This is a genomic window from Cupriavidus sp. 96C5-1 (assembly GCF_057798855.1).
Map to the genome: position 1 here is coordinate 12,908 of NZ_JBYOJU010000061.1, position 24,405 is coordinate 37,312.

The following is a 24,405-nucleotide window of genomic DNA, read 5'->3' on the forward strand; positions in this document are numbered from 1 at the left end:
AGTTGGCGCGGCGGCATGGCAAGGCCAAGATCAATATCCCTGTGCCGGGTCGACCGCCACCGCGGGTCGCTGCCCGCGGCGCAGCTGAGCCAGATTATCCAGCGTCTGGCGCGCGATCGTGGCCGAATCGGTGCGTGCCGCCACGTGTGGCGTGGCTTTGATGCGCGGATGCCGCCAGAACGGATGCGCGGATGGCAGCGGCTCGTGCTGGAACGCGTCCAGCGTGGCCGCGCCCAGCGTGCCGTCGTCCAATGCGCGCAGCAGGTCGGCCTCAACCAGGTGGCTGCCGCGGCCCACGTTGATCAGATGCGCGCCGCGCGGCAGGCGGGCGAACAGGCCGGCGCACAGGAAGCCCTGCGTCTGCGCGGTCAGCGGCAGCAGGCAGACCAGCGCATCGCAGCCCGCCAGGAAGGCATCCAGGCCGTCCTGGCCGTGGAACCCTTCGACGCCCTCGGGCAGGTCCGCCTTGGGGCCGCGGCTCCAGCCGCGCACCGCGTAGCCCACGGCCTGCAGCGCGCGGGCGCTGGCAATGCCCAGCGTGCCAAGCCCTGCGATGCCCACGCGGTAGCGCGATGGTGCCACGATGGGCTGCTCCTGCCACTGCCCGGCCGCCGCGCTGGCAAGATACGCGCCCATGCTGCGCTGGTGGTGGATCACGGCCCACGTCACGTAGGCCGTCATGCTGCCGGCCATGGCGGTATCCACGATGCGGCAGACGGTGGGCCCGCTGGGCAGGTCCGGGTCGCTCAGCAGGTGGTCGATGCCCGCGCCCAGCGACTGCACCAGCTGCAGGTTGGGCATGGCGGCCAGCAGGCCCGGCGGGGGCGCCCAGCAGACCGCGGCATCGATGTCGCCCAGCGCGCCCAGGTCGGGTCCAACGCGCAGGTCCACCCCCGGCGCCGCCGCGCGGAAGGCGGGGACGAGGTAGTGCATGTCGAGCACGCTGCTCAGCAGTGCCACGCACGGTGGTTTGCCGGTCGTCATGTCCAAGGTTTCGGCGGGATTATCGAGATCGGTGCGCGTCATGCGTAGCCTCCGACGGCCTGCAAGCGGGCCGGCTCCGGCGCCTCGTCCACATCCTGCGCCCTGGCCAGGCGTGGGATGGCGTCGATCAGCTTGCGCGTGTACGGATGCTCGGGCGCGCTCAGCACGCGGGCCGTCTCGCCGTACTCGACCACCTCGCCCCGCTGCATCACCGCGATCTTGTCGCACATCTGCGCGGCCACGCGCAGGTCGTGGGTGATGAAGACCATGGCCAGCTTGAATTGCTCGCGCACCTTGGCGAACAGCTCCAGCACCTGCGCCTGCACCGACACATCCAGCGCGGAGACGGGCTCGTCCGCCACCAGCAGCTCCGGCTGCATGGCCAGGGCCCGGGCAATGCCGATGCGCTGGCGCTGCCCGCCGGAGAATTCATGCGGATAGCGCTCGGCTGCCTCCGGCCCCAGCCCGACCAGGCCGAGCAGCTCGCGCGTGCGGGCTTGCGCTTCTTCGCGCGACACGCCCTGCGCGATGGGGCCAGCCGCGATGGCCGCGCCGATCCGGTGGCGCGGATTGAGCGACGCATAGGGGTCCTGGAACACCATCTGCAGCTTGCCGCCCGCGCGCTGCAGCAGCCCGCCGCCCTGGGACAGGTTGCGCCCGTTGATCACGATGCGGCCGCTGTCGAACGGTGCCAGGCCGACGATGCAGCGGCCCACGGTGGATTTGCCGGAGCCCGATTCGCCCACCAGCCCGAGCGTCTGCCCGCGCAGCAGCTCGAAGTTCACGTTGCGCGCGGCCTGCACCTCGCGCCCGCGCCGCAGCAGGCCGCCGCCGGTGCGGTAGGTCTTGCACAGGTCCTGCACCTGCAGGACCCGGTTGACCTCGGCCTGCGCGGGGGGCTGGCGCAGATGGCCACCCGGAATGGCGCTGATCAGCTTGCGGGTGTAGGGGTGCTGCGGATCGGTCAGCACGCGCGCGGCCGGCCCGGCCTCGACGATGTTGCCGGTCTGCATGACCACCACCTGGTCGGCGATCTCCGACACCACGCCAAAGTCGTGCGTGATGAACAGCACGGCCATGCCGCGCCGCTTCTGCAGGTCGCGGATCAATTGCAGGATCTGCGCCTGCGTGGTCACGTCGAGCGCGGTGGTGGGCTCATCGGCGATCAGCAGGCGCGGCTCCAGCGCCATGGCGCACGCGATCATCACGCGCTGGCGCTGTCCGCCCGACAGGCGGAAGGGGTAGCTGTCGTACAGCAGCGCCGGATCGGGCAGGCCCACGTCGGCCAGCGCCGCCACGATGCGCCTGCGCTTTTCGGTGGCGGACAGGCGCAGGTGCGCGTCGAAGACTTCAGCGATCTGGTCGCCGATGCGCATCACCGGGTTGAGCGCGGTCATGGGCTCCTGGAACACCATGCCGATCTTCTGCCCGCGCAAATCGCGCATGGCGTCGTCATCCAGCCGCAGCAGGTCCTGGCCCTCGAACAGGATGCGCCCGGCAACCGGCTCCACGTGCGGCCGCGGCAGCAGGCCCATCACCGCATTGGCGATCATGGACTTGCCCGAGCCGGACTCGCCCACCACGCACAGCGTCTGGCCGGCCTGCAGCGTCAGCGAGGCGCCTTGCACCGCCAGCGTGCGGTCGCCGCCGGCCGGCAGGCGGATGCTCAGGTCCTGGATATCAAGTACCGGCGTGCTCATCGTCCGCTCCCGCCAAGGCGCGCGTTCAGCGCGTCGTTCAGGCCTTCGCCCACCATATTGAGCGCCAGCACCGTCAGCAGGATGGCCGTGCCGGGAAACACCGCCATCCACCAGGCCTGGCGCAGCACCGTGCGGGCCGAGCCCACCATATAGCCCCAGCTCATGTGGTTGGGGTCGCCGAGCCCAAGGAAGCTCAGGCTGGATTCGAGCAGGATGGCGGTCGCCACCATCAGCGAGGCCATCACCACGATCGGGGAGCTGGCATTGGGCAGGATCTGCGACAGGATGATGCGCGGCGTCGATTGCCCGGCCAGCTTGGCGGCCTGCACGAAGTCGCGCTGGCGCAGCGTGAGGAACTCGCTGCGCACCAGGCGCGCCACCGGCGGCCAGGACACGATGGCGATGGCCGCCACGATGGAGCCGATCGACGGCTCGAAGATCGCCACCAGCACCAGCGCCAGCGCAAAGCTCGGCACCGCCTGGAACAGCTCCGTGAAGCGCATCAGCGCCGCATCGATCCAGCCGCCGAAGTAGCCGGAGATGGCGCCCAGCGTCACGCCGATCAGCAGCGAGACCACGGTGGACACCACGCCGATCAGCAGCGAGATGCGCGCGCCGTGGATCACGCCCGCCAGGATGTCGCGCCCCATGGTGTCGGTGCCCATGGCAAAGCCGGGCTCCTGCATGGGTTGCAGGAACGGCTGCTGCACCATGTCCCAGGGATCGTGCCCGGCCAGCCACGGGCCGAACAGCGCGAGCACGGCAAAGCCCACCAGCACCGCCATGCCGAGCACGGCCGCCTTGTTGCGGCAGAAGCGCCGCCAGAAAGTATTTTTCATTGCATCTCGATCCGCGGGTCGACCAGCGTGTAGACAAAGTCGGTCAACAGGTTGAACAACACGGCCATGGCCGCGGTGACCAGGAAGCAGCCCAGCAGCAGGTTGTAGTCGCGCTGCAGCAGGGCATCGAACATCAGCCGGCCGATGCCGGGCCAGGCGAACACCGTCTCGGTCAGCACCGCGCCGCCGATCATGCCGCCGGCCTGGATGCCGGCCAGCGTCACCACCGGCAGCAGCGCGTTGCGCAGGATGTGGGCGCGCTGGATGCGTCCCGGGCGTACGCCCTTGGCGCGCGCGGTCTTGACGAAATCCATCTGCGCCACCTCCAGCATCGAGGCCCGGGTCATCCGCGCATACACCGCCATGTAGAACAGCGCCAGCGTGAGCGCGGGCAGCACCAGGTGCGAGGCAATGTCGAACGCCAGCGCCAGGCCGTGCAGGTCCGCCCCCACGGTGAAGTAGCCAAAGCCGGGCAGCCAGTCGAGCTTCACCGAGAACAGCAGCACCGCCATCATCGCCAGCCAGTAGAGCGGCGTGGCGTAGAACACCAGGGCGAACAGGGTGATGGCGTTGTCCACCCAGCTCCCCGCGCGCCGGCTCGCCCATGCCCCCAGCACCACGCCGAACAGCACCGAGAGCAGGAAGGCGCTGCCGGTCAGGATCAGCGTGGCCGGCAGGCGCTGCAGGATCAGGTCCAGCACCGGCTGCTGCTGCCGGTAGGAGAAGCCCAGGTCCAGGTGCACCACGTGGCCGAGGTAGGTGGCGAGCTGCTCCGGCACCGGCTTGTCCAGCCCGAACTGCGTGCGCAGCTGCGCGACGAACTGCGGGTCGGAGGCGCCGGCCTCGCCGGCCATCACCGAGACCGGGTCGCCCGGCGCGGCCCGGATCAGCAGGAAGTTGACGGTTGCGATGACCAGGATCGCGATCACGCCCTGTACCACCCGGCCTAGCATGCGCTGCGTACGACTCATGGCTTTGCCCCAGAGAAGAAGATGACTGCCATCACGCCAGCCAGGCGCGGCCGATGCCGTCGTTCAGGCCAATGCCGGAACTGATGGGATTGTTGATGCGGCTGCGGTACAGCGTGGGGAAGTTGAGCTCGTGCATCCACACCACCGGCATCTCGTCGACCAGGATCTTCTGCACCTCGTGATAGATCGCCGCGCGCTTGGCCGGGTCGATCTCGCGCGCGCCGGCCTGGAACAGCTCGTCGACCTTGGCGTTGCGATAGCCCTCGACGTTGTTGAACGGCGAGCCCTGCGCGATGTTGTCCGAGGTGTAGTTGCGCGCCACGCCCAGGGCCGGGTCGCCGTACTGGTAGACGTAGGTGAAGGCAAGGTCGTAGTCCCACTTGTTCAGCCGCTCGCCCCAGCCCGCCACGTCGGTCGGCGTCATCTCGATCTTCACGCCGGCCTGCTGCAGGTTCTGGCGCACGATCTCGGCCGAGCGGGTCCAGGTTTCACCATAGGGCAGGGGAAGCAGGCGCAGGGTCTCGCCCTTGTAGCCGGATTCGGCCAGCAACTGTTTGGCGCGGGCCAGGTCGCGCGGATACTTGGCCACGTCGGTGCTGGCGTACTTGATGTGGCTGTTGAAGGGGCCGGTTGCGCTCTTCGCATAGCCTTGCCAGGCCACCTTGGCGATCGCGTCGCGGTCGATGGCAAAGGCCAGCGCCTGGCGGAACTTGATATTGTCCATCGGCGCCTTGCGGTTGTTGACCCACAGCCAGGAGTGCGGGGCGAAGAATTCCCAGCCCTTGGTGGTGACCTGCACGCCGGGCAGCTTGCTCAGGCGCGCCACGTCGAAGTACTCCACCGCGCCGCCGGGCACCAGGTCGACCTTGCCGGACTCGAACGCGGCGGCCCGCGCCGACGCATCGGGAATCACGTGGAAGTACACGCTGTCGACCAGCGGCACGTCGGGCTGGTGATATGCCTCGTTGCGCACCAGCTGGATGTACGAGCCGCGCACCCATTCCTTGAACTTCAGCGGACCGGTGCCGATGGGCCGGGCGTTGGCCGGGTTGGTCAGGAAATCCGTGCCCTCGTAGATATGCTTGGGCACCATGGGCATGGTGCCCACTTCGAAGATGCCGAGGAAGGGGCCAAATGGGTATTTCAGCTTGAACTCGACCGTGAGCGGGTCCACCGCGCGGATGCTCTCCACCGCCGCCAGGTTGGCGCGCAGCCGGGCATGCGTCTTGCGCAGGAACACGTCGGCGGAGAACACCACGTCAGCCGCGGTGAACGGCTTGCCGTCATGCCAGGTGACCTTGGGCTTGAGCTTGAACGTGTACAAGGTGCCGGCCGGGTTCACCGTCCAGGAGGTTGCCAGCGAAGGCTGCGGTTCCAGCTTCTCGTCATAGCGCAGCAGCCCCTCGTAGATGTTGCCGGAGATCAGCTGGGTGGGGCCGTTCTGGGTGATGCCGATCATCAGGCCGGACGGCTCCGGCTGCACGAGCGCGTTGATCACGCCCCCCTTCTTTCCCGCCGCGAGGACGTGGAACGGAACACCGGCGAGCGACAGCCCGGTGGTGGCAACACCCATCTTGATCAGTTGGCGACGATTCATTGCGGAACTCTCCTGGGGGCTAGGGACAGATAACTGGCAACACGTAAAGACACGTAACCGACAAGCCGGAATGGGTAAGGCGGGCAGGGCGTCAGTCGCGGAACGACGTGGCGGCGGCTGGCTCCAGCCGCTCCAGCAAGGCGCGCCATTCGCGCGCGTACGGGTCGGCTGCGCCCGGCTTGCGGTTGGTGTCGCCGCTCTCATACTGGCGCGCGGTCTTCTCGCAGATGGCTGCCGGCACCGGATTGACCGGCTGGCCGCTGGACTGGATCGCCACCTGCACGCGGCAGGCGCGCTCCAGGTTGTGCATCAGGATGAAGGCCTCGGCCACGCTGCGGCCCAACGTCACCAGGCCGTGGTTGCGCAGGATCAGGGCGCGCTTGTCGGGTCCCAGGTCGGCCACCAGCCGCTCGCGCTCCTCATGGTCGAGCGCGATGCCTTCGAAGTCGTGGTACGACACGCGGTCGTGGAATTGCAGCGCCCACTGATTCGACGGCTGCAGGCCGCAGGCCAGCGACGAGACGGCCACGCCCGCCACCGTATGCGTATGCAGCACGCACACCGCGTCGTGCCGGGCGGCATGCACCGCGCTGTGGATGGTGAAGCCAGCCGGGTTCACGTCTTGCCCGGGAGGGCCGCTGACGATGTTGCCGTCCAGGTCGATGCACACCAGCGAAGACGCGGTGATATCCCGGAACAACATCCCGAACGGGTTGATCAGGAAGCGGTCCCCGGTGCCCGGCACCCGGGCCGAGATATGGGTGTAGATGCTGTCGTCCATGCCATACAGGGCGACCAGGCGGTATGCGGCGGCGAGATCCTCACGCACTCGTTGCTCGGCCTCGGAGATGGCGGGAACCAGGCGGGAAGAGACGTTGTTGCCCATGTTTGGGTTTCCTCGGGTTGGCGATCGGGTAACTGTAGGTCGATGGTCAGCTGTCGACAGTTGGCATTTATACCGATTACGCAAAGTTCAGGCCACGTTTGCCGGGATCCCTCATCCTTGCTGCGGCGCGGTATATAACTGCTTGAATTTCAAGGGGATATCGTGGCCATCCACGCGGGTCCAGGCTCAGGCAGTGAGGAGGCAGCGCGTGCTCGCTGGTGGTGCGATGCGCAAGAAATGGGCGCCGGCGGGCTGGCCCGGGGCGTGGAGAACAGGAATGGGGCGCGGCAGGAAAAGGGCGCGGCATGCCCGGATTGCAACACCTCGGCATTGCGAGTTGCATTGGCGCCACTTTGCGCCGATTGCTGGATTTGCTTGACTCTTGCCGGGATGCGTCTATCATTCGCCTGATTGCTGCACTGCAGCAATCGCGATGATGCCGCTCACGAAACCCCCTTCGGCAGCGTTGGATCATCCCCAGGAGACTATTTCATGGCAAATCCCACCCAAGCTCAGTTTTTCGGCGTCCAGCAAGCCAACCTCGACCTGTTTCTCGCCCTGGTCGGCCCCCTGGCCCGCGGTGCGGAAAAAATCAGCGCGCTGAACATGCAGGCCGTCAAGAGCAGCCTGGCGGATACCACGAACTACGTCCGCGAATCCAGCCAGCAGCCCGTTGGCGCCGGCATGGCCGGCCTCAAGCCGGAACTGGCGAATGGGTTTGCCCAGAAGATGAACGCCTACGCCGGCCATGTGAACGAGATCTTCGCCAGCACCGGCGCCGAGTTCGCGCAGGAAGCCCAGCGCCAGATGCGCACCTACGCCACGCAGACCCAGGAAGCCATGGCGTCGTTCGGCAAGAACCTGATGTCGAGCGCCGGCAGCGCATTCCCTGCCGCCGACGCTGGCGCACCGAGCTGGGTCGCGGCCTATGAAACGGCCATGAAGCCGATGCGCGACGCGATGGAATCGGTGATGCCCGCCACGGCTGCAAAGTAAGGCGGCACGGCTGGCCGCTGCGAAAGCAGAAGCCGGCAGCAAGAAAAACTGCGCCCACGTGGCGCAGTTCTTTTTGCGCTGCGCGTCCTTGCCAATGATGCGGCGGGCGGGCAGCATGTGACTCCGGTTCGGAAATGTCAGCGTTATCGGCGCGCTATCTGAGCGTTATTGGCTGCATTGTGCGGCCCCTCCAGCACACCTCTCATCTAATGAGACGCCCGGAGCCGTGACTGGAATGCATGACCCGAGCCGACGGTTCGCTTTGATGGGTGCCGAGAGAACGGCCTCCACCCGCTGGCGCAGCACCGGCAGCAAATCCTGCGCGAACCAGCTGTTGTGCTTGAACCATCCCTGGTTGCGCGGCGAAGGGTGTGGCAGAGGGATATAGCCCGGCCCGTGCGCGGCAAAGCCGGCCACCGTTGATGTCACGCCGCCGCGCGCCGCCGCCCCCAGGAAACGCCGCTGCGCATATTGCCCGACCAGCAAGGTCAGTTCGATGTCCGGCAGGCGCGCCAGCAGCGCATCCATCCACAACGGCGCGCATTCCTTGCGCGGCGGCAGGTCGCCACTGGCGCCACGGCCCGGGTAGCACAGCCCCATCGGGATGATGGCGATGCGCGCGGCATCGTAAAACACCGTCTTGTCCACGCCCATCCACTCACGCAGCCGGTCACCGCTGGGGTCATCCCAGGGAATGCCGCTGGCATGCACGCGCGTGCCCGGCGCCTGGCCGACAATCAGGATGCGGGCCGTGGCGGCGGCTTGTACGACCGGGCGGGGGCCAAGCGGGAGGTGGGCTTCGCACAGGCGGCATGCGCGGACCTGGGTCAGCAGGGTATCGAGGTCGGTGCTGCTGTCATCACCCGCGATGGAAACAGCGACAGGCGAGGCGTGCTTCATGCCGGGTTGCGGACAGAGTCAATTTGAATGGCGGCTAGTGGACTATGCATGCATTGTCGGTCCGAAGCAGGTTCGTTTGTTGGTTATCGTTCATCAGTTTGCGCGAGAAACCTCGGCCTTCAGGCCGGGGAGGGATAGCGCGCGACGCGAAGCGTCGCCCCTTTGCCCGCTCTCCATTGTGGAATGCGCTACGAATGAGTAACCGTATCCGTCACCGCGCTGAATGATCCTGCAATAGCGATGAGAAATGCCTTGCACAGGCCCGTGGGCGGTCTGAATGTTGAAGGATCCGGTCGCGCGAATCGCGACCCGGCCCACATGTGTGCCAGCCTTCTTCCCCGCCGGCACTTCGGCCCGGACCATGTCACCGGTCTGGAAGCCAAACGCGCGTTTGCTCCGCATCAAGTAGCCGCGGGGGAAACCAGACGCTGTGAGGCGTGTGCGCTGGTAGGCGCCGCGGCCGGCGCACTTGATCGTCAACGTGGGCTTCTGCCAGGCCGAGACAGAATCCACCACGCCAACGCACGCTGCGTCCAGCGCATGGGTCTTTGGCAGTTCGAGGCGCCGGCGGTTGTACTTGGTTCGACCGCCCGATCCGGTCTCCACCGGCAGGCCCGTGGTCACCAGCGCGTTATATAGCGCCCAGCGGGTCGAGTTGACGGCTGCGGCGTCGCGAAGTGATGCCTTTGCCCGTGCCAGAATCCGTTTGACGCGTTCTGGATCCTTGCGCAGGAACTCAGCGAGGGGCCGCGCTGCTTTCTTGCGATTGCAAGGCAAGCAAGCGAGCGTGAGATTGGATATGCGATTCGACCCGCCGGCGGCGCGTGCTTCGATGTGCTCCATCTCCAGCGGCGTGTCGCGGGCATCGCAGTAGGCGCACTGCCGCCCCCATTTCTCAAGCAGATATTCACGGATTTCGTAGCCTGCCAGTTCCCCTAGTTGGTACTCGACGCCCGTTATCTCCGGGTTCTGCATCGCCTGCATGTCGAAGCGGACGAGTTCGGTGCTGATGGCGGTAATCGGCGCGAGTGCCAGGAAACGGCTTACCCAGGCCATCGTCGTGTCGACACGGTGCTGCAGGCTAGGCGCCAGCCACCCCGCTGGCTTGCGTCGGTTGCTGAAGCGGGCGGCCCGATAGCGCGTCTTGCGACCGCGTCGTGCCCGGCGCATAGCCCGCCGTGCGGTCAGGCTCAGGCTGATCTGCGCGCCGCGGTGGATCAGTTCCGCCAGGGACAGGACGGCAGCATGCCGAGCCGTCTTGTCGTCGCCGGAGCCGGCCTCGCGAACGATTGCCACGCCAGTTCGCTTGCTGCCGGGATCGAGCTTCAGGCGAAGCGGTTGCAGGGAGCAGTCCGCCTTTTGCCGATCCACCAGACGGATAGCGAAGGGCATCACACGGTGCACGCGCGCGCGGCCGCGCGTCAGCAGCAATCTTGCTCGCTTCTCGCTGCACGGCATGAGTGGCTTGCCGCTCTTGTCCAACACAAAGACTGCCACGCAATCTCTCCCAAAAGGTGCCCTTACGGGCCTGGTGACGCCTCCCTTGCGGGAAGTCTCTCCTCGGCAATGTTGCGAACCGGCGATCTGCCCCGATCCGTTTCGTGCTTACCCTGTCGCTTGTCTGCAACCGGGGCTTCAAGAGGTTGGGACTGAGTGAAGCATCCCAACGTTGGTCTTGCACCTATTCACAACGTAGCGGGTTGGTTACCGCTTTGCCTGGTCAACCCGAGCTTGGTCAGTTGCCTTTACAAGCTCCGGCCTTTAGGCCGGGGTAGTTGACCTGACACAAAAGCCGGGCACGGGAAGCGCATCCATTCGCAGCACTCCCTAAGCACGTTATCGATGGCTCCAGGCCATTACGCCGTTCCCATTTTGGCACCAAGTTGGCCGAACCGTGGGTATGTCACTCCTGCTTCGAGCGTTCGAGTAGAACGCGCAGGCTGCGAACCGGAAATCCACGCGCTCAACAATCCCTATCACAACATTGAATTCTGCCAGCTGCTTTGACGGCGCTACGGGAATGGATGCCAGGCCTTGCTGTCGGAACGGCAGGTTTGAAGCCGTGGAAGTCATGCATGTGTATTTGTCATGGGGCGCCGATTCCGATCGGGGCTCTGACAGGTAGATGGCACGACGGATCCATTCCGCTCTGCGTTCCCTATGCTGAAAATCAGACTAATCCGAAAACATGGTGCGCGCCCATGTATTTTGTCCGTTATTCCATTATTCCATTGGCGCTCTTGATCGGATCGATGCCGCGTGAGCATGGATGGGGTTCGTCATGAGGACCAGTGATTCGGCGCGCTGGTGTTCGGCAGCAAACGGCCGCACCGATGTAGTGAAAATGCGCTTGTCAGCATCACGCCGGTCCGGATAGCATGGGGATGCGAATAATTCGCATTTGCAATCATCGGGTGATGCCAAACGGCATGCCGATGGTCCGATGGATCGACGAAAGGGGGCAGGCGCACCATGGCGCCGCGCCACCGGGGGAATGGCACGATGGTGATGACCGCTGAGGGAGAAGCCCGTCCAGATGCCGAGCGCCCAGGACTGGCGGCGCACAGGGTAAAAATCCGTGAGGTGCGGCCGGGCTTGTCCCTCCATGCCGACGACGCGGTGGACGAGTTCGATGCCGTGGTCACGGGACTGTGCACACCGGGCCTGCATGTCGTATTGCTGCTCGAGGGCGCGCTCGACCTGTGGTACGGCGAGCGCCCCGTCGCATTGAGGACGGCTGCCCGGCGCGCGGCGCCTGCGCTGGTACGCGCGCCGCTTGCGCAGGCCCGGTTGCGCCCCCAATCGCGCCCCCAATCGCTCCTCTTCAACGCGGTCGAGCCGGACACGTTCCGCCGCCGGTTCAGCAAGGGCCGCTATGCGCGGCGGCTCAGCCTCGGCGTGTCGGGTGACTGGCTCGCGCAACTGCAGGCGGCGAGCGGCGCGGCCATGCCGGCGCATCTGGATTCGCTGCTATCCACGCACTTGTCGATGCGCGTCGGGCCGCCTACGCCGCGCGCGGCGGCGCTGGCCGAGCAAATCGTGCGGCCGCCCGCCTATCAATCCATGCTGCAAGCCATCTATCTGGAAAGCCGCGTGCTCGACCTGTTGGGCGAGGTGTTCGAGCCGCTGCAGTCGGTCACGCCGGCGGGCGTCCCGGACTCGGCGGTGCTCGGCCCGCGCGATTACCGCCGGATGGCGGATCTGCGCGCGTTTCTTGGCAGCGAGGCGGCGCAGCGGCTGTCGCTCGACGCGATCGCGCGTCACGCCGGCATGAACGCGAATGCGATGCAGCGGCAGTTCCGTGCCGTCTTCGGCACGACCATCTTCGACTTCCTGCGCGAGAACAACCTGCAGCGCGCGCGCCTTGCGCTCGAGCGCGATGCGGTCAGCGTCAAGCAGGCGGCCGTGCTCGCCGGCTACGCCGGCGCCGAGAACTTCGCCACGGCCTACAAGCGCCGCTTCGGCGTGACGCCGAAGCAGGCGCGGCGCGGCGGCCAGACCTGACGGCGCTCCTGTGCGTCAGGCAAAGGTCTTCGTGGCTCCCGCAAAGTTTTTGGCGTTCTCCGTCTCTTATAGTGCGAATGATACTTATTTTCATTATTCCACTATAAGAGGACAAGAACGCTGCCATGTCGATTCCTGCAACAACCTGCGTGTGGAAGCCGGTCGTCATCGCCGGCCTGTCCCTGATCGGCGCGCCGTGCGCATGGGCGCAGGGGGCGTCAGCGCCCACGGATGGCACAACGACGCTGGCGCCCGTCGTCGTGACCGCCAGCCAGCGCGAGCAGGCGATCAAGGAAGCGCCCGCGAGCATCTCGGTGATCACGCGGGAAGACATCGAGGCGAAGCCGTACACGTCGCTCAACGAGATCGTTGGCAACATCGAGGGGGTCAGCGTTGTCGGCGCGTCTCCGAGCGACCAGGACATTTCGATCCGCGGCATGCCGGGCGAGTACACCCTGATCCTCGTCGATGGCCGTCGCCAGAGCACCCGGGAGACGATGAACCGCGGCACCGCCGGCGTGCAGAGCAACCTGATGCCGCCGTTGAGCGCCATCGAACGCATCGAGATCGTGCGCGGACCCATGTCGTCGCTGTATGGCGCCGATGCGATGGGCGGCGTGATCAACGTGATCACGCGCAAGGTGCCCAAGCGCTGGGGCGGCACGATCACGGCGGGCAGCGTCTGGCAGCACGAGTCGAACCAGGGCGATACGCAGAGCGTCGATTTCTGGGTCGGCGGTCCGCTCAAGGCGGACGTGCTTGGTCTCCAGGTGTCGGGCAGGGCGCTTCATCGCGGCGAGGACAGTATCTACTACCCGCTAAGCGGGTCGAACGGCGCGAACGGGCAGCGTACCGGGAGCGTCGACGTCAGGCTCTCGGCCAAGCCGACGGCCCGCCAGGACATCAGCTTCAACGCGGGTCGAGAGCAGTTGAGCTACCTCAGCACGCCTGGCAGGAGCGATGCGCCTCTCACACCTGGCACGGCGACGACAGCGATCGTCGAGACGCGCCACGTGCGCGACTACTGGGGCGTCACGCACAACGGCCGCTGGGACTTCGGCAACTCGACGCTGTCGCTGTTCGGCGAGCGCGGCACCCAGGAGCGCTGGACGCCGGTCGGCAGCTCGCCGGTGAAGCCCGCTGTCACCGGCACGGTGCTGGAGGGGAGGGTCGAGATCCCCTGGTGGCGTGGACGCAACGTTCTGACGGCAGGCGGCCAGCACATCTGGACCGGGCTGTCGGGCGTGGGGCGGCAGGATGCCGTGCCGACCGGTTACCCGATCAATGCGGACCACATCAAACGCAACGCATGGGCGCTGTTCGGCGAGAACGACCACTTCCTCAGCGATCGCTTCACGCTCACGACGGGCCTGCGGCTCGACCACGACGAGCGCTATGGCAGCCACGTCAGCCCGCGCGTCTACGGCGTCTACAAGCTGAGCCAGGCGTGGACGGCGCGCGGCGGCGTGTCAAGCGGCTTCAAACCGCCGACGCTGCGCCAAAGCACCGCCGGCTACTGCATGACGTCCGGTGGCGCGGCGGGCGCGGTGCGTGGCACGCTGTGCGGGAACCCGGACCTGAAGCCGGAGACCAGCGTGACCGAGGAACTCGGCATACGCTACGACGCCGATGGCGAGCGGTATGCCGGCCTCACCCTGTTCAACAACCTGTTCAGGAACAAGGTGACCAGCCACGACACGGGCGTGGCCGATCCGCGTTCGCCCGGGCGCAACGTCTATGTGTACGACAACGTCGACCGGGTCAAGCTGTACGGGCTCGAGCTCGGCGCAGGCACGCGGCTCACCGGGCAGCTCAAGGTCTCGGGCGCATACACCTTCACGCAGTCGCGCCGCGACGGCAGCGGCGAGAAGGCGTTCAACGGCAGCTCGCTCAATGGCTATCCGCTCGACAAGACGCCCAGGCACAAGCTCAGCGCGCAGGTCGACTGGACGCCGGCGCCACGGCTCCACCTGTACGCCAGCGTCAACCATACCGGTGCCGAGTACTGGGCCGCTTTCCGCAATGGCGCGCAAGGCGTGCGTGAGCGGCCGTCGACGACGACCTTCGACATCGGCGGGCGTTACCGCCTCGACAAGCATTTCTCGCTCAGCTTCGCGGTGCTGAACCTGGCCAACAAGATGGTGCCGGTTGACGAACGCACGCGCGCGAACGGCCTGAGCGGCAACTGGCTGGTCGATCAGGGGCGGCGTTTCGCCGTGAATCTCACCGCCGAAATGTGAGCCGGCCCTGGAACTTCCGTCCGGATGAACATGGTGATGATCCTGTTCCTGTTGCTCGTCTTTGCGGGCTGCCTCAGCCAGTACCTGACGTCGCCGAATCAGCGCTGGCTGGCCCGGCCGCTTGCCGCCGGGCCGGGGCGTGCCGCCGGCGCTGCCCTGCAGGCCGGGGGGCTGGCGATGCTGGCGCAGGCCGTACAACTGGCGGCCGCCGTCTTCACGCTGTGCGCTTGGGCGATGCTGGTGTTCGTGCTGCTGCCCTATCTTGGCGCGCTGATTTCCTTGAGACGTCCTTGACATGGCGAGCAAGTCTTCCGCGCCCGCGATCCGGCGCGACTGGGTTTCCAAGACGCTGGCCGGCGCGCTGCTGGGGCTCACCTTTGCCCTGGGCAGCAGCGGCCTGCTCCGGCACGCGCTGCAAGACGCGGCGCCGAGCGCCCGGGCCCAATTGGCGATGTGGCTGGTGCCGCCGGTCTGGCTGGGCATCCTGAGCGGCAGTTTCCTGTTCCGCAGCGGCCCGCGCGCCTGGTGGTGGCTCGGCGCCGCGAACCTGGCGGTCTTCGGCGCACTGGCGCTGACGCGCCTGTCCTAGTCCGCTGAATCATTGAAATGGGAGGGGCAGGACATGTCATGCGGGATGCAGCGCTAGGCGCAAAGCGCAGCAATAGCACGGCTATTGCGAGCATTTGCAACGACGCGATGTGCCCGCATGACATGGCAGGCACCGACCAATTTCAGTGATTCAGTGGACTAGTACGTCGAACCCGGAGAATCATGCGCACGGACATCCTTCGCGTCTACAAGAGCGTTCACACCTGGACAGGCCTCATCGCCGGCATGGCTTTGTTCATCGCCTTCTATGCCGGCGCGCTGACGGTGTTCAAGGCACCGCTGGCTCGCTGGGCTGCGCCGCCCACGGCGGTGCAGGCGGTTCCGTTATCGGAAGCGCCGGACTTGATCCGGCGCACGCTGCAGGCCGCGCCCGAGGCCGGCAGGAGCTTTCTGCTGCATCTGAAACCCAACGAAGCCGCGCCGGCCCGCCTGAGCTGGCAGATCCACAACGCAAGCGCGGACGAGCACGACACCCGCCTGGACCGCCACTACGTCGCCTGGATGCAGGCGGACGGCGCCTTGCGCGTCGAACAGAGCCAACCGTCGCGCCTGGCGGAGTGCATCGACGTTCTGCATCGCGTCGTCGGCCTGCCGATCGACACGGATGCCAGCCGGTGGGTGATGGGCCTGGTTGCGGCGCTTTACGCGGTGGCCCTGGTGTCAGGGGTTATCGTCTTGCTGCCCACGCTGGTCAAGGATCTCTTTGCGCTGCGCCTGGGCCGGAATCTGAAGCGCATGTGGCTGGACGCGCATAACGTGGTAGGGATCGTCAGCCTGCCATTTCATCTCGTCATGGCGCTGACGGCCACCGTCTTCGCCTTTCACGATGGCATCTACGCCCTGCAGGACAAGATGTTTCATGGCGGCAGGCTTGCCGCCGCCTTCGGCCAGCGTCCCGGCGCCACCGTGCCGGTCGCGCCGCGCGATCCCGCCGCGATGCTCGCGCCCGCGGTCCTGGTCGCGCAAGCCAAGGCGCTGTCGCCGACGTTCGAGCCGCAGGCACTGCAATATCAACAGGTCACCGGACCGCGCGCCGTGGTCCGGATATGGGGGCACGACGATACCGCCATCTCCCCGCGTGCCATGGGCGGCTTCGTCGCGCTGGATCCGTACAGCGGCCGGGTCACGACGGTCGACTACCTGCCGGGACGCCAAGGCGCGGCGACGGCCACCCTCAGCAGTTTCTTCGCCTTGCATTTCGCCACCTATGGCGGCACGCCCGTACGCTGGATGTACTTCTTGCTGGCGCTGGCCGGCGCGTGGCTGTTCTACAGCGGCAACCTGCTGTGGATCGAAAGCCGGCGTAAAGCCCAGCGCCGGGGCGGCACTGCGCCGCAACAGCGGCGCAGTGCCTACGCCATGGCCGCCGCCACCGCGGGCGTGTGCCTGGGCTGCGTCTGCGGCGTTTCGCTGGCCATCGTTGCCAGCCGATGGTTGCATGGCCGCGTCGCCGACCCTGGCAGCTTGCCGCTGCGCATCTACTACATGGTCTTCCTTGCCAGTGTGGGGTGGGCCTTCTTGCGCGGCGGCGCCAGGGCATCGGGTCATCTGCTCTGGTTTGCAGCGTCGGCCACCCTGGCGATTCCGCTGACGTCGCTGCTGGCCTGGTTGTTTCCCGGCGCAGGCCTGGCGGCGCACTGGAGCGCAGAAGCGCTGGGCGTGGACCTGACGGCGCTGGCCGGCGCAGCGTGTTTCGCCCGGATGGCGCGGGCAGCGGCCTGGCGGGCCAAGCATGGGCCGGCCGATAGCGTATGGTCCGCGCGCCGCGCGCCGGAGGACGCGGAAGCCCCGCTGTAGCGGTGCCGATCGACCCTCCGCCGGCGACGTCGCTGGATGACTGGATGCGCTCTACGAGGAGTACCGGAGCAAGAAGGTGCGGTGATGAAGGGGGGGATGGAATGCCGCCTCAGGGTCGCGCGCCGGCGATCGCATGCACTTTGATGCTTGATGCTTGATGCTTGATGCTTGATGCTTGATGCGCGTCTGCTACACTGTTGATGTTTGATGCGTGATGCTCAGGAGAATCCCATGCGTACCACCCTCGATATCGACGACGACGTGCTCGCGGTTGCGCGCGCGCGCGCCGAGCGCGAGCACGTGTCGATCGGCCGCGTGCTGTCGGCGCTTGCTCGCGCCGCGTTGCAGCGACCGGCCGGCGAGGCGCCGGCGATCCGAAACGGGTTGCCGGTGCTGCCGAATGCACGTGCGGCACGCCCGGTCACGCTCGAGATCGTCAATCAACTGCGCGACGAGACGCCCTGATGGCCTACCTGCTCGACGTCAACGTATTGATTGCGCTCCTCGATGCCGGCCATGTCCAGCACGAGGCGGCGCACGCGTGGTTCGGCCGGGTCGGGCACGCGGCGTGGGCCACCTGTCCGCTGACCGAAAATGGCGTGCTGCGCATCATCGGCAACCCGCGCTATCCGAATACGCTCGAGACGCCGGCCACCGTCGCACCGCTCGTCGCACAGTTGCGTGCGCATCCCGGCCACCGGTTCTGGCCGGATAATGTGAGCCTGCTCGATGCGCACCATGTCGACGCCGGCCGGATGCTTGCGACCGACCAGGTTACCGATACCTATCTGCTCGCGCTGGCGCGCGCACATCGCGGCATGCTTGCGACTTTCGACCGGCGGCTGGTGGTCGACGCCGTGCCGGATGGCGCGCGGCACCTCGAAGTGATCCCCTGACCCGGCGGCCGCCTCCGTCGAACGACGCATAATCGTTGACGCGTTCGATATGCAAGGCAACAAGATCGAACGGCCGGTGGCTCGCCGGAGCCGGCACTGTGATAGAGGCGGCCTGCTCTCACTACGATTTGCTCAAGGAGGAGGCGCTCAAGCAACCGCCAACCTGCACCAGGGCTAAGCTTGAGCGCGCGCCGGACGACAAGGCCGCCCAGCAAGAGCACACCCGAATTGAGCAAGCGGGCTACACCGAAGCATAGCCCGCCTGCCAACCCCCCTTCCTGTCAGAAGCGGTGACGCACGCCCACGCCGAAGCTGTCGCCGTGCGACTGGTCGCTCAGCTTGTCGTAGAAATAGGCGGCATAGACGTCGGTGCGCTTGGACAGGTTGTAGTCATACGCCAGGCCGACCGTGTTGCGCTTGAAGTCCGCGACGCTGTTCCTGGTCTTGTCGTAGGCATAGGAGACCAGCACATTGCCGTTGCCGACCGGCACCGAGGCGCCGACCTGGCCGTTGGTGTGCTTGATGTCGCCGGTGGCGTTGTTGACGTCGCTCTTGATGTACTGGCCCTGCGCGAACAGCTTGACCACCTTGAGGTCGTAGCTCACGCCGACCTGTACGGCGTTCTGCTTGTCGAAGCCGGCCAGCGCCGTGGGCGAGGTCACGTCGCCCGGCGCGCTGTTGAACTTGACCTGCTGGAAGGCCACGGTGGCGCCGAAGGCGCCGTTGAAGTAGAGCACGTTGCCGCCCCACTTGTTCTTGCCGATGCTGCCGGCCTGCTCGCCGAAGGAGTAGATCGCATTGGCGGTGAGGCCGCTGAAGTTCGGCGTGGAGTACACCACCGAATTGCTCCAGCCCGAATCGCCGATGATGCCCGGGTCGTAGACGCGGCCGTTGCTTGCCGAGAAGTAGGTGTGGAAGATCGCCGGCGAGAACACATAGGAGTCGACCAGCGGGTTGAACAGGATGGTCGAAATAAAGTAGGGCGTGGTGTTGCGCCCGAGCTTGACCGTGCCCAGCGTCGCGCTCTGCAGGCCGACGTAGGCATTGCGGGTGAACATGGCGTCGCCGTCGAAGCGGCCCTGCTTGCCGGTGTCCGGGCGCAGGAAGCCGTTGAGGTCGAAGATGGCCTTGAGCCCGGTACCGAGGTCCTCGGTACCCTTGATGCCCCAGTACGAGGTTTGCATGCCGCCGCTGTTGACCCCGTAGGCGCGCTCGGCGCCGCCTGCCTTGGTGGCGCCCACGTAGGCGTCGACCATGCCGTACAGCGTGACGCTGGATTGCGCCATCGCATTGCCGCAGAGCAAGGCTGCGGCCAGGACTGCCAGTTTCATGACCGGCTTGAATTCGTGTTGCATAAAGACCTCCATGGTTGACCTCGTTTTTTCGTATCTGGACGTTTCTAACCGTTGCTGGCTCTGTTGCGGCTTCTGTCGTTGCCTCTGTCCATTCCGCAGAGCACGACAAGGCTCCTCCGGGGTCATGCCCCGGCTTTCTTGAATCCTTGCGCGTACGCTGGAAAGGGCTGGCGCGGATGCGCCGGTGTTCAGCCTGGCCGGCTCATGCGTCCTGCCGGCTCACTTGCGTGGCTCGCCGGGCGGGAGGCGAGGAGGGCGGGGTCGTGGATTTTCATCTTGCCTTGGTGGATTGCGGGACCAGGCCGCTGGTGAAGCATTCCGTCATGCGATGGATGCAGTTTGCGGCAATTCGATTGCATACAACCAGCACTTATTTCTTCTCATGGCGCGCGCAAATTGTGTGCACTCTCCGGTGGTATCGCCGCCCTGGCTGCGCACGCGCAGGCAGTGGGCGCACGGGCTGGCACGGTGGCGCCTGCGTGCCGCGTTCGCGGTGTTGCGGGCACGCATCAGGCGGCTTCGGCCAGCGGCTGGTGCAGGCCGGTCAGCGCCGCCTTCAGGTGCTCGGCGAAGGCCGCCGCAGGCGGCGGCAGGCTGCGGCCCTTGCGCGCCCCAAGCACCAGGCGGCCGCCGCACAGCTCGGGGTCGGACAGCGGCACGGCAATCAGCGTGCCCTGGCGTGTCTCGCGCAGCGTGCCGGCCTGGAACTGGAAGCAGATCGCGCCGGTCTGGCGCGCGAAGCTCTTGAGCATTTCCACCGTGGTGGCTTCCAGCATGACCCGCAGCGACAGGCGGTTGCGCGCGCAGATGGCCTCGATCAGCCGGCGGCTGCCAAAGCTCTCGGGCCCGAGCGCAACGGGATAAGGCTGACAGTCCGACAGCCGCAGCGCGCGCCGGCCGGCCAGCGGATGGTCCGGCCGCATCATCGCGCAGAAGGGCTGGGCGGACACCGCCAGTTCCTGCAGGAAAGGCGTGGGCGGCGGATCGTGCGCCAGCAACAGGTCGGCCTCGTCTTCCTTGAGCGCGGCGAGCAGGTCGCCGGAGTTGCCGACCGCCACGCGAAACTGCACGCCCCGGTGGGTGGACTGGTAGCGGCCGATGACCTCGGGCAGGAAATCGGTGGCGACCGATTCGACCGTGGCGATGCGCACCGTGCCGCGTACCAGCCCGCGCAACTGCTCCATCTGCGCGGCGGCCGAGTCGAGATCGGCCAGGCTGCGGCGCACGGTGGCGATCAGCACCTCGCCGGCGGCGGTCAGCCGTACGCCGCGCGGCAGGCGCTCGAACAGCGCAGTGCCGATATCCTGCTCGACCTCCAGGATCTTGCGGTTGAGCGCGGTGGAGGCGACGTGGAGCTGCTCGGCGGCCTTGCGGATCGAGCCGTGGCGGGCCACGGCGTCCAGATAGAGATAGAGGCGAGGCGGATGGAGCATGGCGGTTGCGCTCGGGCGCTGGTGAGATCGATCCGCTCTCACTAGCAAGGATCGTGCGCGCGTGCTCCTGCGGCCTTTCCGTTCCCTGCCTGGGTCATGCAGGCTGCCGGTCCGCCAGGTGTCAGGCCGCGGCGCCGCGATGCTGGGGCGCCGCCGCCGGGCAGTAGAGCTGCCGCAGCGCGGCCAGCAGCGGTGCCCGGTCCTGCCCGGGCGTGAGGGACGGTATCGGGCCGGCGGCGTCCGGCGCAGCCGACATGACCAGGCGCATGCGCTGGAGCCGGTCTGCTTCGAAACGAGCGAGCCAGGCGCGCGGATCGGTTTCGCCCCGGGCCAGCGCCGCCGCGATCAGCCCGGCGGCGGCGCAGGCGTCCTCGATGGCCTGGGTGGCGCCCTGGCCAAGGGCCGGCGCCATCGCGTGAGCGCTGTCGCCGAGGTACATCACCTGCGCGCGCGGCTCGGCAAAACGGATGCCGGACGCCTGCCTGCGGCACCAGTGGATGGCATCGGCGCGGGCGCGCAGGGTGTCGAGCAGCCACGCCACCGGCGGGCTCGGGCGCGCTTGCGTGGGCGTGTAGGCCGCGCAGAGCGCGTCGATAGCCCGGCCATTGCCGCTGGCGAAGGGTTGCGGCAGGATGCCGGCGATGGATACCTGGCCCTCCGGCAGACGGAGGGCCCGCAGCCGGTTGGGGCCGTTGCACCATTGCTCGTAATCGTCGATCAGCCCGCCGCCGGTATCGGGTGCCAGCAAATGGAAGAGCGAGAGGGGCGAGGCGCCATCATGGTGCGCAGCGGGCGGCCCACCGAATGCCGGCCGGACCGCCGATGCACGTCCATCGGCGGCGATCAGCAGGTCGATATCGTCGATCCGGCCGCGGCGCCCGTCTTGCTCCCACATCACATAGCTGCGCGCGGGATCCCGCGCGCTGACACCACATGCCGCCAGCCGGCAGCCATAGCGCACGGATCCCCCCGCGGCACGCCGCAGCACGCGGTAAAGCGCGGCGCGCAGGATGCGCACGCCGCCATGGTCCGCCACGCATGCCAGCGGCAGGTCGGCCAGCACCTCGCCGCTGCACAGCGACATGCGCCAGCGGTCCCAGGGCAGGCCGGCCTCGCCGATGGCGCTGGCCTGCAGGGGGTCCCGCAGGTGGAGCGCCTTGATGGCATTGGGGCCAAGCGCCAGGCCGACGCTGGATGCGGCATGATCGGCCGGCGCTCCCTGCTCCAGGCAGGTGACCTCCAGTCCCGCTTGCATGCCAAGCGCGCGGGCCATGATGGAGCCGGCCACGCCGGCGCCGACGATGACGATTCGCATGATGGGAATCCTGGGTTTCAGCCGGCAGGCAGGCGGCGGCGAGCGGGCTTTGCGCCGGCAACGCGGTGGCGCGGTCCGCGCGCATCGCCGGTCCCTGCGGGTCCGCTGGATACTGGCCGCGAAGGGCTGTCGAGATAGCTCGGTGGGGTCGTCATGGGCGCCAGTGTGCGCAAATAGGCCGCACGCAACCAGCACCGTTTTGGTCTCATGGCGAGCGTGCAATGTGTGCGCTCGCCGGGCGGCGGGCGCGCGCCCGCGTCACGGGAATGACGCAAAAGGCGCGCGCGATGGCAGGTGGGAGGATCCGCCCGGTCAGGGCACAACCGACAGGAACAGGTAGGCCGCGAGGATCACCAGGTGCACCACGCCTTGCAGCATGGTGGTGCGCCCCGAGTGGAGCGTCAGCGTGCTGACCAGCAGGGTCAGCGCGAGCAGCACCGTTTCCGTCGGGCCCAGGCCCAGCGTCAGCGGCTTGCCGACCGCGATAAAGACCGCGGCCACGGTGGGAATGGTCAGCCCGATACTCGCCAGCGCGGAACCCAGCGCCAGGTTCATGCTGGTCTGCAGGCGGTCGGCACGGGCGGCGCGCAGGGCGGCCAGGCCCTCGGGCAGCAGCACCAGCGCGGCGATCACGATGCCGACCACGGCCGGCGGGGCGCCGGCGGCGGCGACGGCCGCCTCCACCGTTGGCGAGAGCAGCTTGGCCAGCCCGACCACGGCCACCAGGCATGCCAGCAGCATGCCGCCGCTGGCCAGGGCGATCCGCGCGGGCGGGGGCGGAGCGTGCACGCTCTCGTCCGAGATGCCCGGGACGAGGAAGTAGTCCCGATGGCGCACCGTCTGCACAAAGACGAAGCTACCGTAGAGCACCAGCGAAGCGATGCCTGCAAAGGCCTGCTGGGACTGTGACAGGACCGGCCCGGGAATGGCGCTGGTGTAGTTCGGCAGCACCATGGTCAGCACCGCCAGCGCGGCCAGCACCGCCAGCGCGGCGGTGGCGCCGGGCGCCTGGAATGCCTGCTCGCGATGGCGCAGGCCGCCCACGAGCAGGCAGATCCCGACAATGCCGTTGCATACCAGCATGGCCGCGGCAAACACGGTATCGCGCGCCAGTCCGGCCTTCTCCGGGCCGGAGGACAGCATCACCGAGACAATCAGCGCCACCTCGATCACCGTCACGGCGATCGCCAGCACCAGCGTGCCAAACGGCTCGCCCACCTTGTGCGCCACCACCTCGGCATGGTGGACCGCGGCAAACACCGAGCCGGCCAGTGCCAGGCCGGCCAGCACCAGCACCAGCGACTGGCCGGGCGCCAGCAACCCCGCCCCCAGAATGGCCCAGGCTGCCAGCGGCAGCCAAAGGGTCCAGCCAGGCAATTTATTGGACGTCAATGGCATCCGTTCTCCCTTTGTTGTGATGAATACAGCGCGTTGTTTTGATGTGGTGCTATCGCCTGCGGCGGCTTGCTGGCCGTTTCTCCCTTTGCATCCTATTGTGGTTCAGCCTGGGGCGGCAGCAGTCCGCCGAGGCGGCGTCGCGGAGGTAAGGCAATCGCGCGGTCGATTCAGTTCCCTGGAATTCGCGTGAATTGAGAGTAATTACCTGTTTATTTGCCGAAATTGTCGGCGCTTTGGTGATTTTTTCGGGAAATTCAGAAACGTGGCCTGTCTTTGGCGAGGCACTTAGGCGGTCCTTCCCGCGTCGCGCTAGCGTAGCTGGAAAGTCATCCGGCGGGTACCCACCATCCCGCCACAGGCGCGGCGAGGGTCGCGCCACAACCCCTTTGACCATGGAGATCACTCATGAAAAAGTACGGATCGGCTAGATGGCAGGGCGGCATCAAGGACGGCCAGGGCACCATCTCGGCAGAGAGCGGGGTGCTCAAGGATGCGCCTTATGGCTTCAAGGCCCGCTTCGAGGGCGGGCCCGGCACCAACCCCGAGGAACTCATCGGGGCTGCCCACGCGGGCTGCTTCTCGATGGCGCTGTCGCTCATCCTAGGCGAGGCCAATATGGTGGCCGAAAACATCGCGACCAAGGCCACCGTGACGCTGGACAAGGACGGCACTGGCTTCAGCATCACCGCCGTGCACCTGGACGTGGCGGTGCGCATTCCCGGCGCCGACCAGGCGGCGTTCGAGCAAGCGGTGCAGGCGGCCAAGGCGGGCTGTCCGGTATCGAAGCTGCTGAAGGCGGAGATCACCATGGACGCCCGGCTGGAGTCCTGAGCGGGCCGGCTCGCCAGCCCCTCCCGGGAAGCCGCATCCCGGCCTGGCAACAGGTCGGGCGAGGCCAGCCTGGCTACCTATAATGAAGATTCGCCGTTTCGCGCCGCAGTGCCGGGCGCGGGGCCGCGCGGGCGTTCGCCGGACGGAACGCGTC

General features: G+C 67.1%; 21 protein-coding genes. 9 read left to right on the plus strand and 12 right to left on the minus strand.

Annotation, left to right across the window (positions count from 1 at the left end; translation table 11 throughout):
- Nucleotides 1-30: 30 nt before the first annotated feature.
- The 6 genes from AC3FOF_RS40005 to AC3FOF_RS40030 all read right to left on the minus strand — a co-directional run bounded on the left by AC3FOF_RS40005 (nt 31) and on the right by AC3FOF_RS40030 (nt 6,977).
- The gene (locus tag AC3FOF_RS40005) at nt 31-1,026 is read right to left on the minus strand and encodes a 2-hydroxyacid dehydrogenase (protein WP_488729766.1); all 996 of its coding nucleotides are present in this window, start codon (nt 1,024-1,026) and stop codon (nt 31-33) included.
- Nucleotides 1,023-2,684 carry an ABC transporter ATP-binding protein gene (locus tag AC3FOF_RS40010; protein ID WP_488729767.1) on the minus strand — a complete coding sequence of 554 codons (1,662 nt, stop codon included), beginning with the start codon at nt 2,682-2,684 and terminating at the stop codon, nt 1,023-1,025. Before AC3FOF_RS40010 ends, AC3FOF_RS40005 begins: the two co-directional genes overlap by 4 nt.
- On the minus strand, nt 2,681-3,523 hold the full coding sequence (locus AC3FOF_RS40015) for an ABC transporter permease (protein ID WP_017226156.1): 843 nt from the start codon (nt 3,521-3,523) through the stop codon (nt 2,681-2,683). The genes AC3FOF_RS40010 and AC3FOF_RS40015 overlap by 4 nt, the downstream gene beginning before the upstream one ends.
- On the minus strand, nt 3,520-4,494 hold the full coding sequence (locus tag AC3FOF_RS40020; RefSeq protein WP_035810278.1) for an ABC transporter permease: 975 nt from the start codon (nt 4,492-4,494) through the stop codon (nt 3,520-3,522). The genes AC3FOF_RS40015 and AC3FOF_RS40020 overlap by 4 nt, the downstream gene beginning before the upstream one ends.
- A 31-nt stretch (nt 4,495-4,525) precedes the next feature.
- On the minus strand, nt 4,526-6,091 hold the full coding sequence (locus AC3FOF_RS40025; RefSeq protein WP_017226158.1) for an ABC transporter substrate-binding protein: 1,566 nt from the start codon (nt 6,089-6,091) through the stop codon (nt 4,526-4,528).
- Between the two features lie 91 nt (nt 6,092-6,182).
- Complete coding sequence (locus AC3FOF_RS40030; protein ID WP_017226159.1) at nt 6,183-6,977, minus strand: class II aldolase/adducin family protein; 795 nt, start codon at nt 6,975-6,977, stop codon at nt 6,183-6,185.
- A 492-nt stretch (nt 6,978-7,469) separates the two neighbouring features.
- On the opposite strand from AC3FOF_RS40030, the gene AC3FOF_RS40035 reads away from it, so the two are divergent.
- Nucleotides 7,470-7,973 (plus strand): phasin family protein, encoded by a 504-nt coding sequence (locus AC3FOF_RS40035; protein WP_017226160.1) that lies wholly within the window; start codon nt 7,470-7,472, stop codon nt 7,971-7,973.
- A gap of 165 nt (nt 7,974-8,138) precedes the next feature.
- On the opposite strand, the gene AC3FOF_RS40040 is transcribed toward AC3FOF_RS40035, so the two are convergent.
- Together AC3FOF_RS40040 and iscB are read right to left on the minus strand one after the other, a co-directional pair.
- Complete coding sequence (locus AC3FOF_RS40040) at nt 8,139-8,873, minus strand: uracil-DNA glycosylase family protein (RefSeq protein ID WP_488729768.1); 735 nt, start codon at nt 8,871-8,873, stop codon at nt 8,139-8,141.
- A 93-nt stretch (nt 8,874-8,966) separates the two neighbouring features.
- On the minus strand, nt 8,967-10,370 hold the full coding sequence (gene iscB, locus AC3FOF_RS40045) for an RNA-guided endonuclease IscB (RefSeq protein ID WP_488729769.1): 1,404 nt from the start codon (nt 10,368-10,370) through the stop codon (nt 8,967-8,969).
- Nucleotides 10,371-11,381: 1,011 nt separating this feature from the next.
- On the opposite strand from iscB, the gene AC3FOF_RS40050 reads away from it, so the two are divergent.
- The 7 genes from AC3FOF_RS40050 to AC3FOF_RS40080 all read left to right on the plus strand — a co-directional run bounded on the left by AC3FOF_RS40050 (nt 11,382) and on the right by AC3FOF_RS40080 (nt 17,919).
- Nucleotides 11,382-12,377 carry a helix-turn-helix transcriptional regulator gene (locus AC3FOF_RS40050; protein WP_488729783.1) on the plus strand — a complete coding sequence of 332 codons (996 nt, stop codon included), beginning with the start codon at nt 11,382-11,384 and terminating at the stop codon, nt 12,375-12,377.
- Nucleotides 12,378-12,502: 125 nt separating this feature from the next.
- Nucleotides 12,503-14,617: a TonB-dependent receptor domain-containing protein gene (locus AC3FOF_RS40055; protein WP_488729770.1), complete on the plus strand. Its 2,115-nt coding sequence runs from the start codon at nt 12,503-12,505 to the stop codon at nt 14,615-14,617.
- Nucleotides 14,618-14,653: 36 nt separating this feature from the next.
- Nucleotides 14,654-14,911: a hypothetical protein gene (locus tag AC3FOF_RS40060; RefSeq protein WP_488729771.1), complete on the plus strand. Its 258-nt coding sequence runs from the start codon at nt 14,654-14,656 to the stop codon at nt 14,909-14,911.
- A 1-nt stretch (nt 14,912) separates the two neighbouring features.
- A complete protein-coding gene (locus tag AC3FOF_RS40065) occupies nt 14,913-15,206 on the plus strand; it encodes a hypothetical protein (RefSeq protein WP_488729772.1) in 294 nt (97 codons plus the stop codon).
- Between the two features lie 182 nt (nt 15,207-15,388).
- Complete coding sequence (locus AC3FOF_RS40070; protein ID WP_488729773.1) at nt 15,389-17,023, plus strand: PepSY-associated TM helix domain-containing protein; 1,635 nt, start codon at nt 15,389-15,391, stop codon at nt 17,021-17,023.
- Nucleotides 17,024-17,254: 231 nt separating this feature from the next.
- Nucleotides 17,255-17,488, plus strand: a complete 234-nt coding sequence (locus AC3FOF_RS40075; RefSeq protein WP_276266495.1) for a CopG family transcriptional regulator — start codon at nt 17,255-17,257, stop codon at nt 17,486-17,488.
- Nucleotides 17,488-17,919: a TA system VapC family ribonuclease toxin gene (locus tag AC3FOF_RS40080; RefSeq protein WP_017228886.1), complete on the plus strand. Its 432-nt coding sequence runs from the start codon at nt 17,488-17,490 to the stop codon at nt 17,917-17,919. The genes AC3FOF_RS40075 and AC3FOF_RS40080 overlap by 1 nt, the downstream gene beginning before the upstream one ends.
- Nucleotides 17,920-18,200: 281 nt before the next feature.
- Here AC3FOF_RS40080 and AC3FOF_RS40085 read toward each other — a convergent pair whose 3' ends face one another.
- The 4 genes from AC3FOF_RS40085 to AC3FOF_RS40100 all read right to left on the minus strand — a co-directional run bounded on the left by AC3FOF_RS40085 (nt 18,201) and on the right by AC3FOF_RS40100 (nt 23,420).
- Nucleotides 18,201-19,274: a porin gene (locus AC3FOF_RS40085; RefSeq protein WP_017228884.1), complete on the minus strand. Its 1,074-nt coding sequence runs from the start codon at nt 19,272-19,274 to the stop codon at nt 18,201-18,203.
- 509 nt (nt 19,275-19,783) lie between these two features.
- A complete protein-coding gene (locus AC3FOF_RS40090) occupies nt 19,784-20,707 on the minus strand; it encodes a LysR family transcriptional regulator (RefSeq protein WP_488729774.1) in 924 nt (307 codons plus the stop codon).
- 121 nt (nt 20,708-20,828) lie between these two features.
- Nucleotides 20,829-22,022, minus strand: coding sequence for an FAD-dependent monooxygenase (locus AC3FOF_RS40095; protein ID WP_488729775.1), 1,194 nt, complete (start codon nt 22,020-22,022; stop codon nt 20,829-20,831).
- 312 nt (nt 22,023-22,334) lie between these two features.
- Nucleotides 22,335-23,420: a calcium:cation antiporter gene (locus AC3FOF_RS40100; protein ID WP_276267518.1), complete on the minus strand. Its 1,086-nt coding sequence runs from the start codon at nt 23,418-23,420 to the stop codon at nt 22,335-22,337.
- Between the two features lie 405 nt (nt 23,421-23,825).
- Here AC3FOF_RS40100 and AC3FOF_RS40105 point away from each other — a divergent pair, with 405 nt between their 5' ends.
- Nucleotides 23,826-24,251, plus strand: coding sequence for an OsmC family protein (locus tag AC3FOF_RS40105; protein ID WP_488729776.1), 426 nt, complete (start codon nt 23,826-23,828; stop codon nt 24,249-24,251).
- Nucleotides 24,252-24,405: the final 154 nt, after the last annotated feature.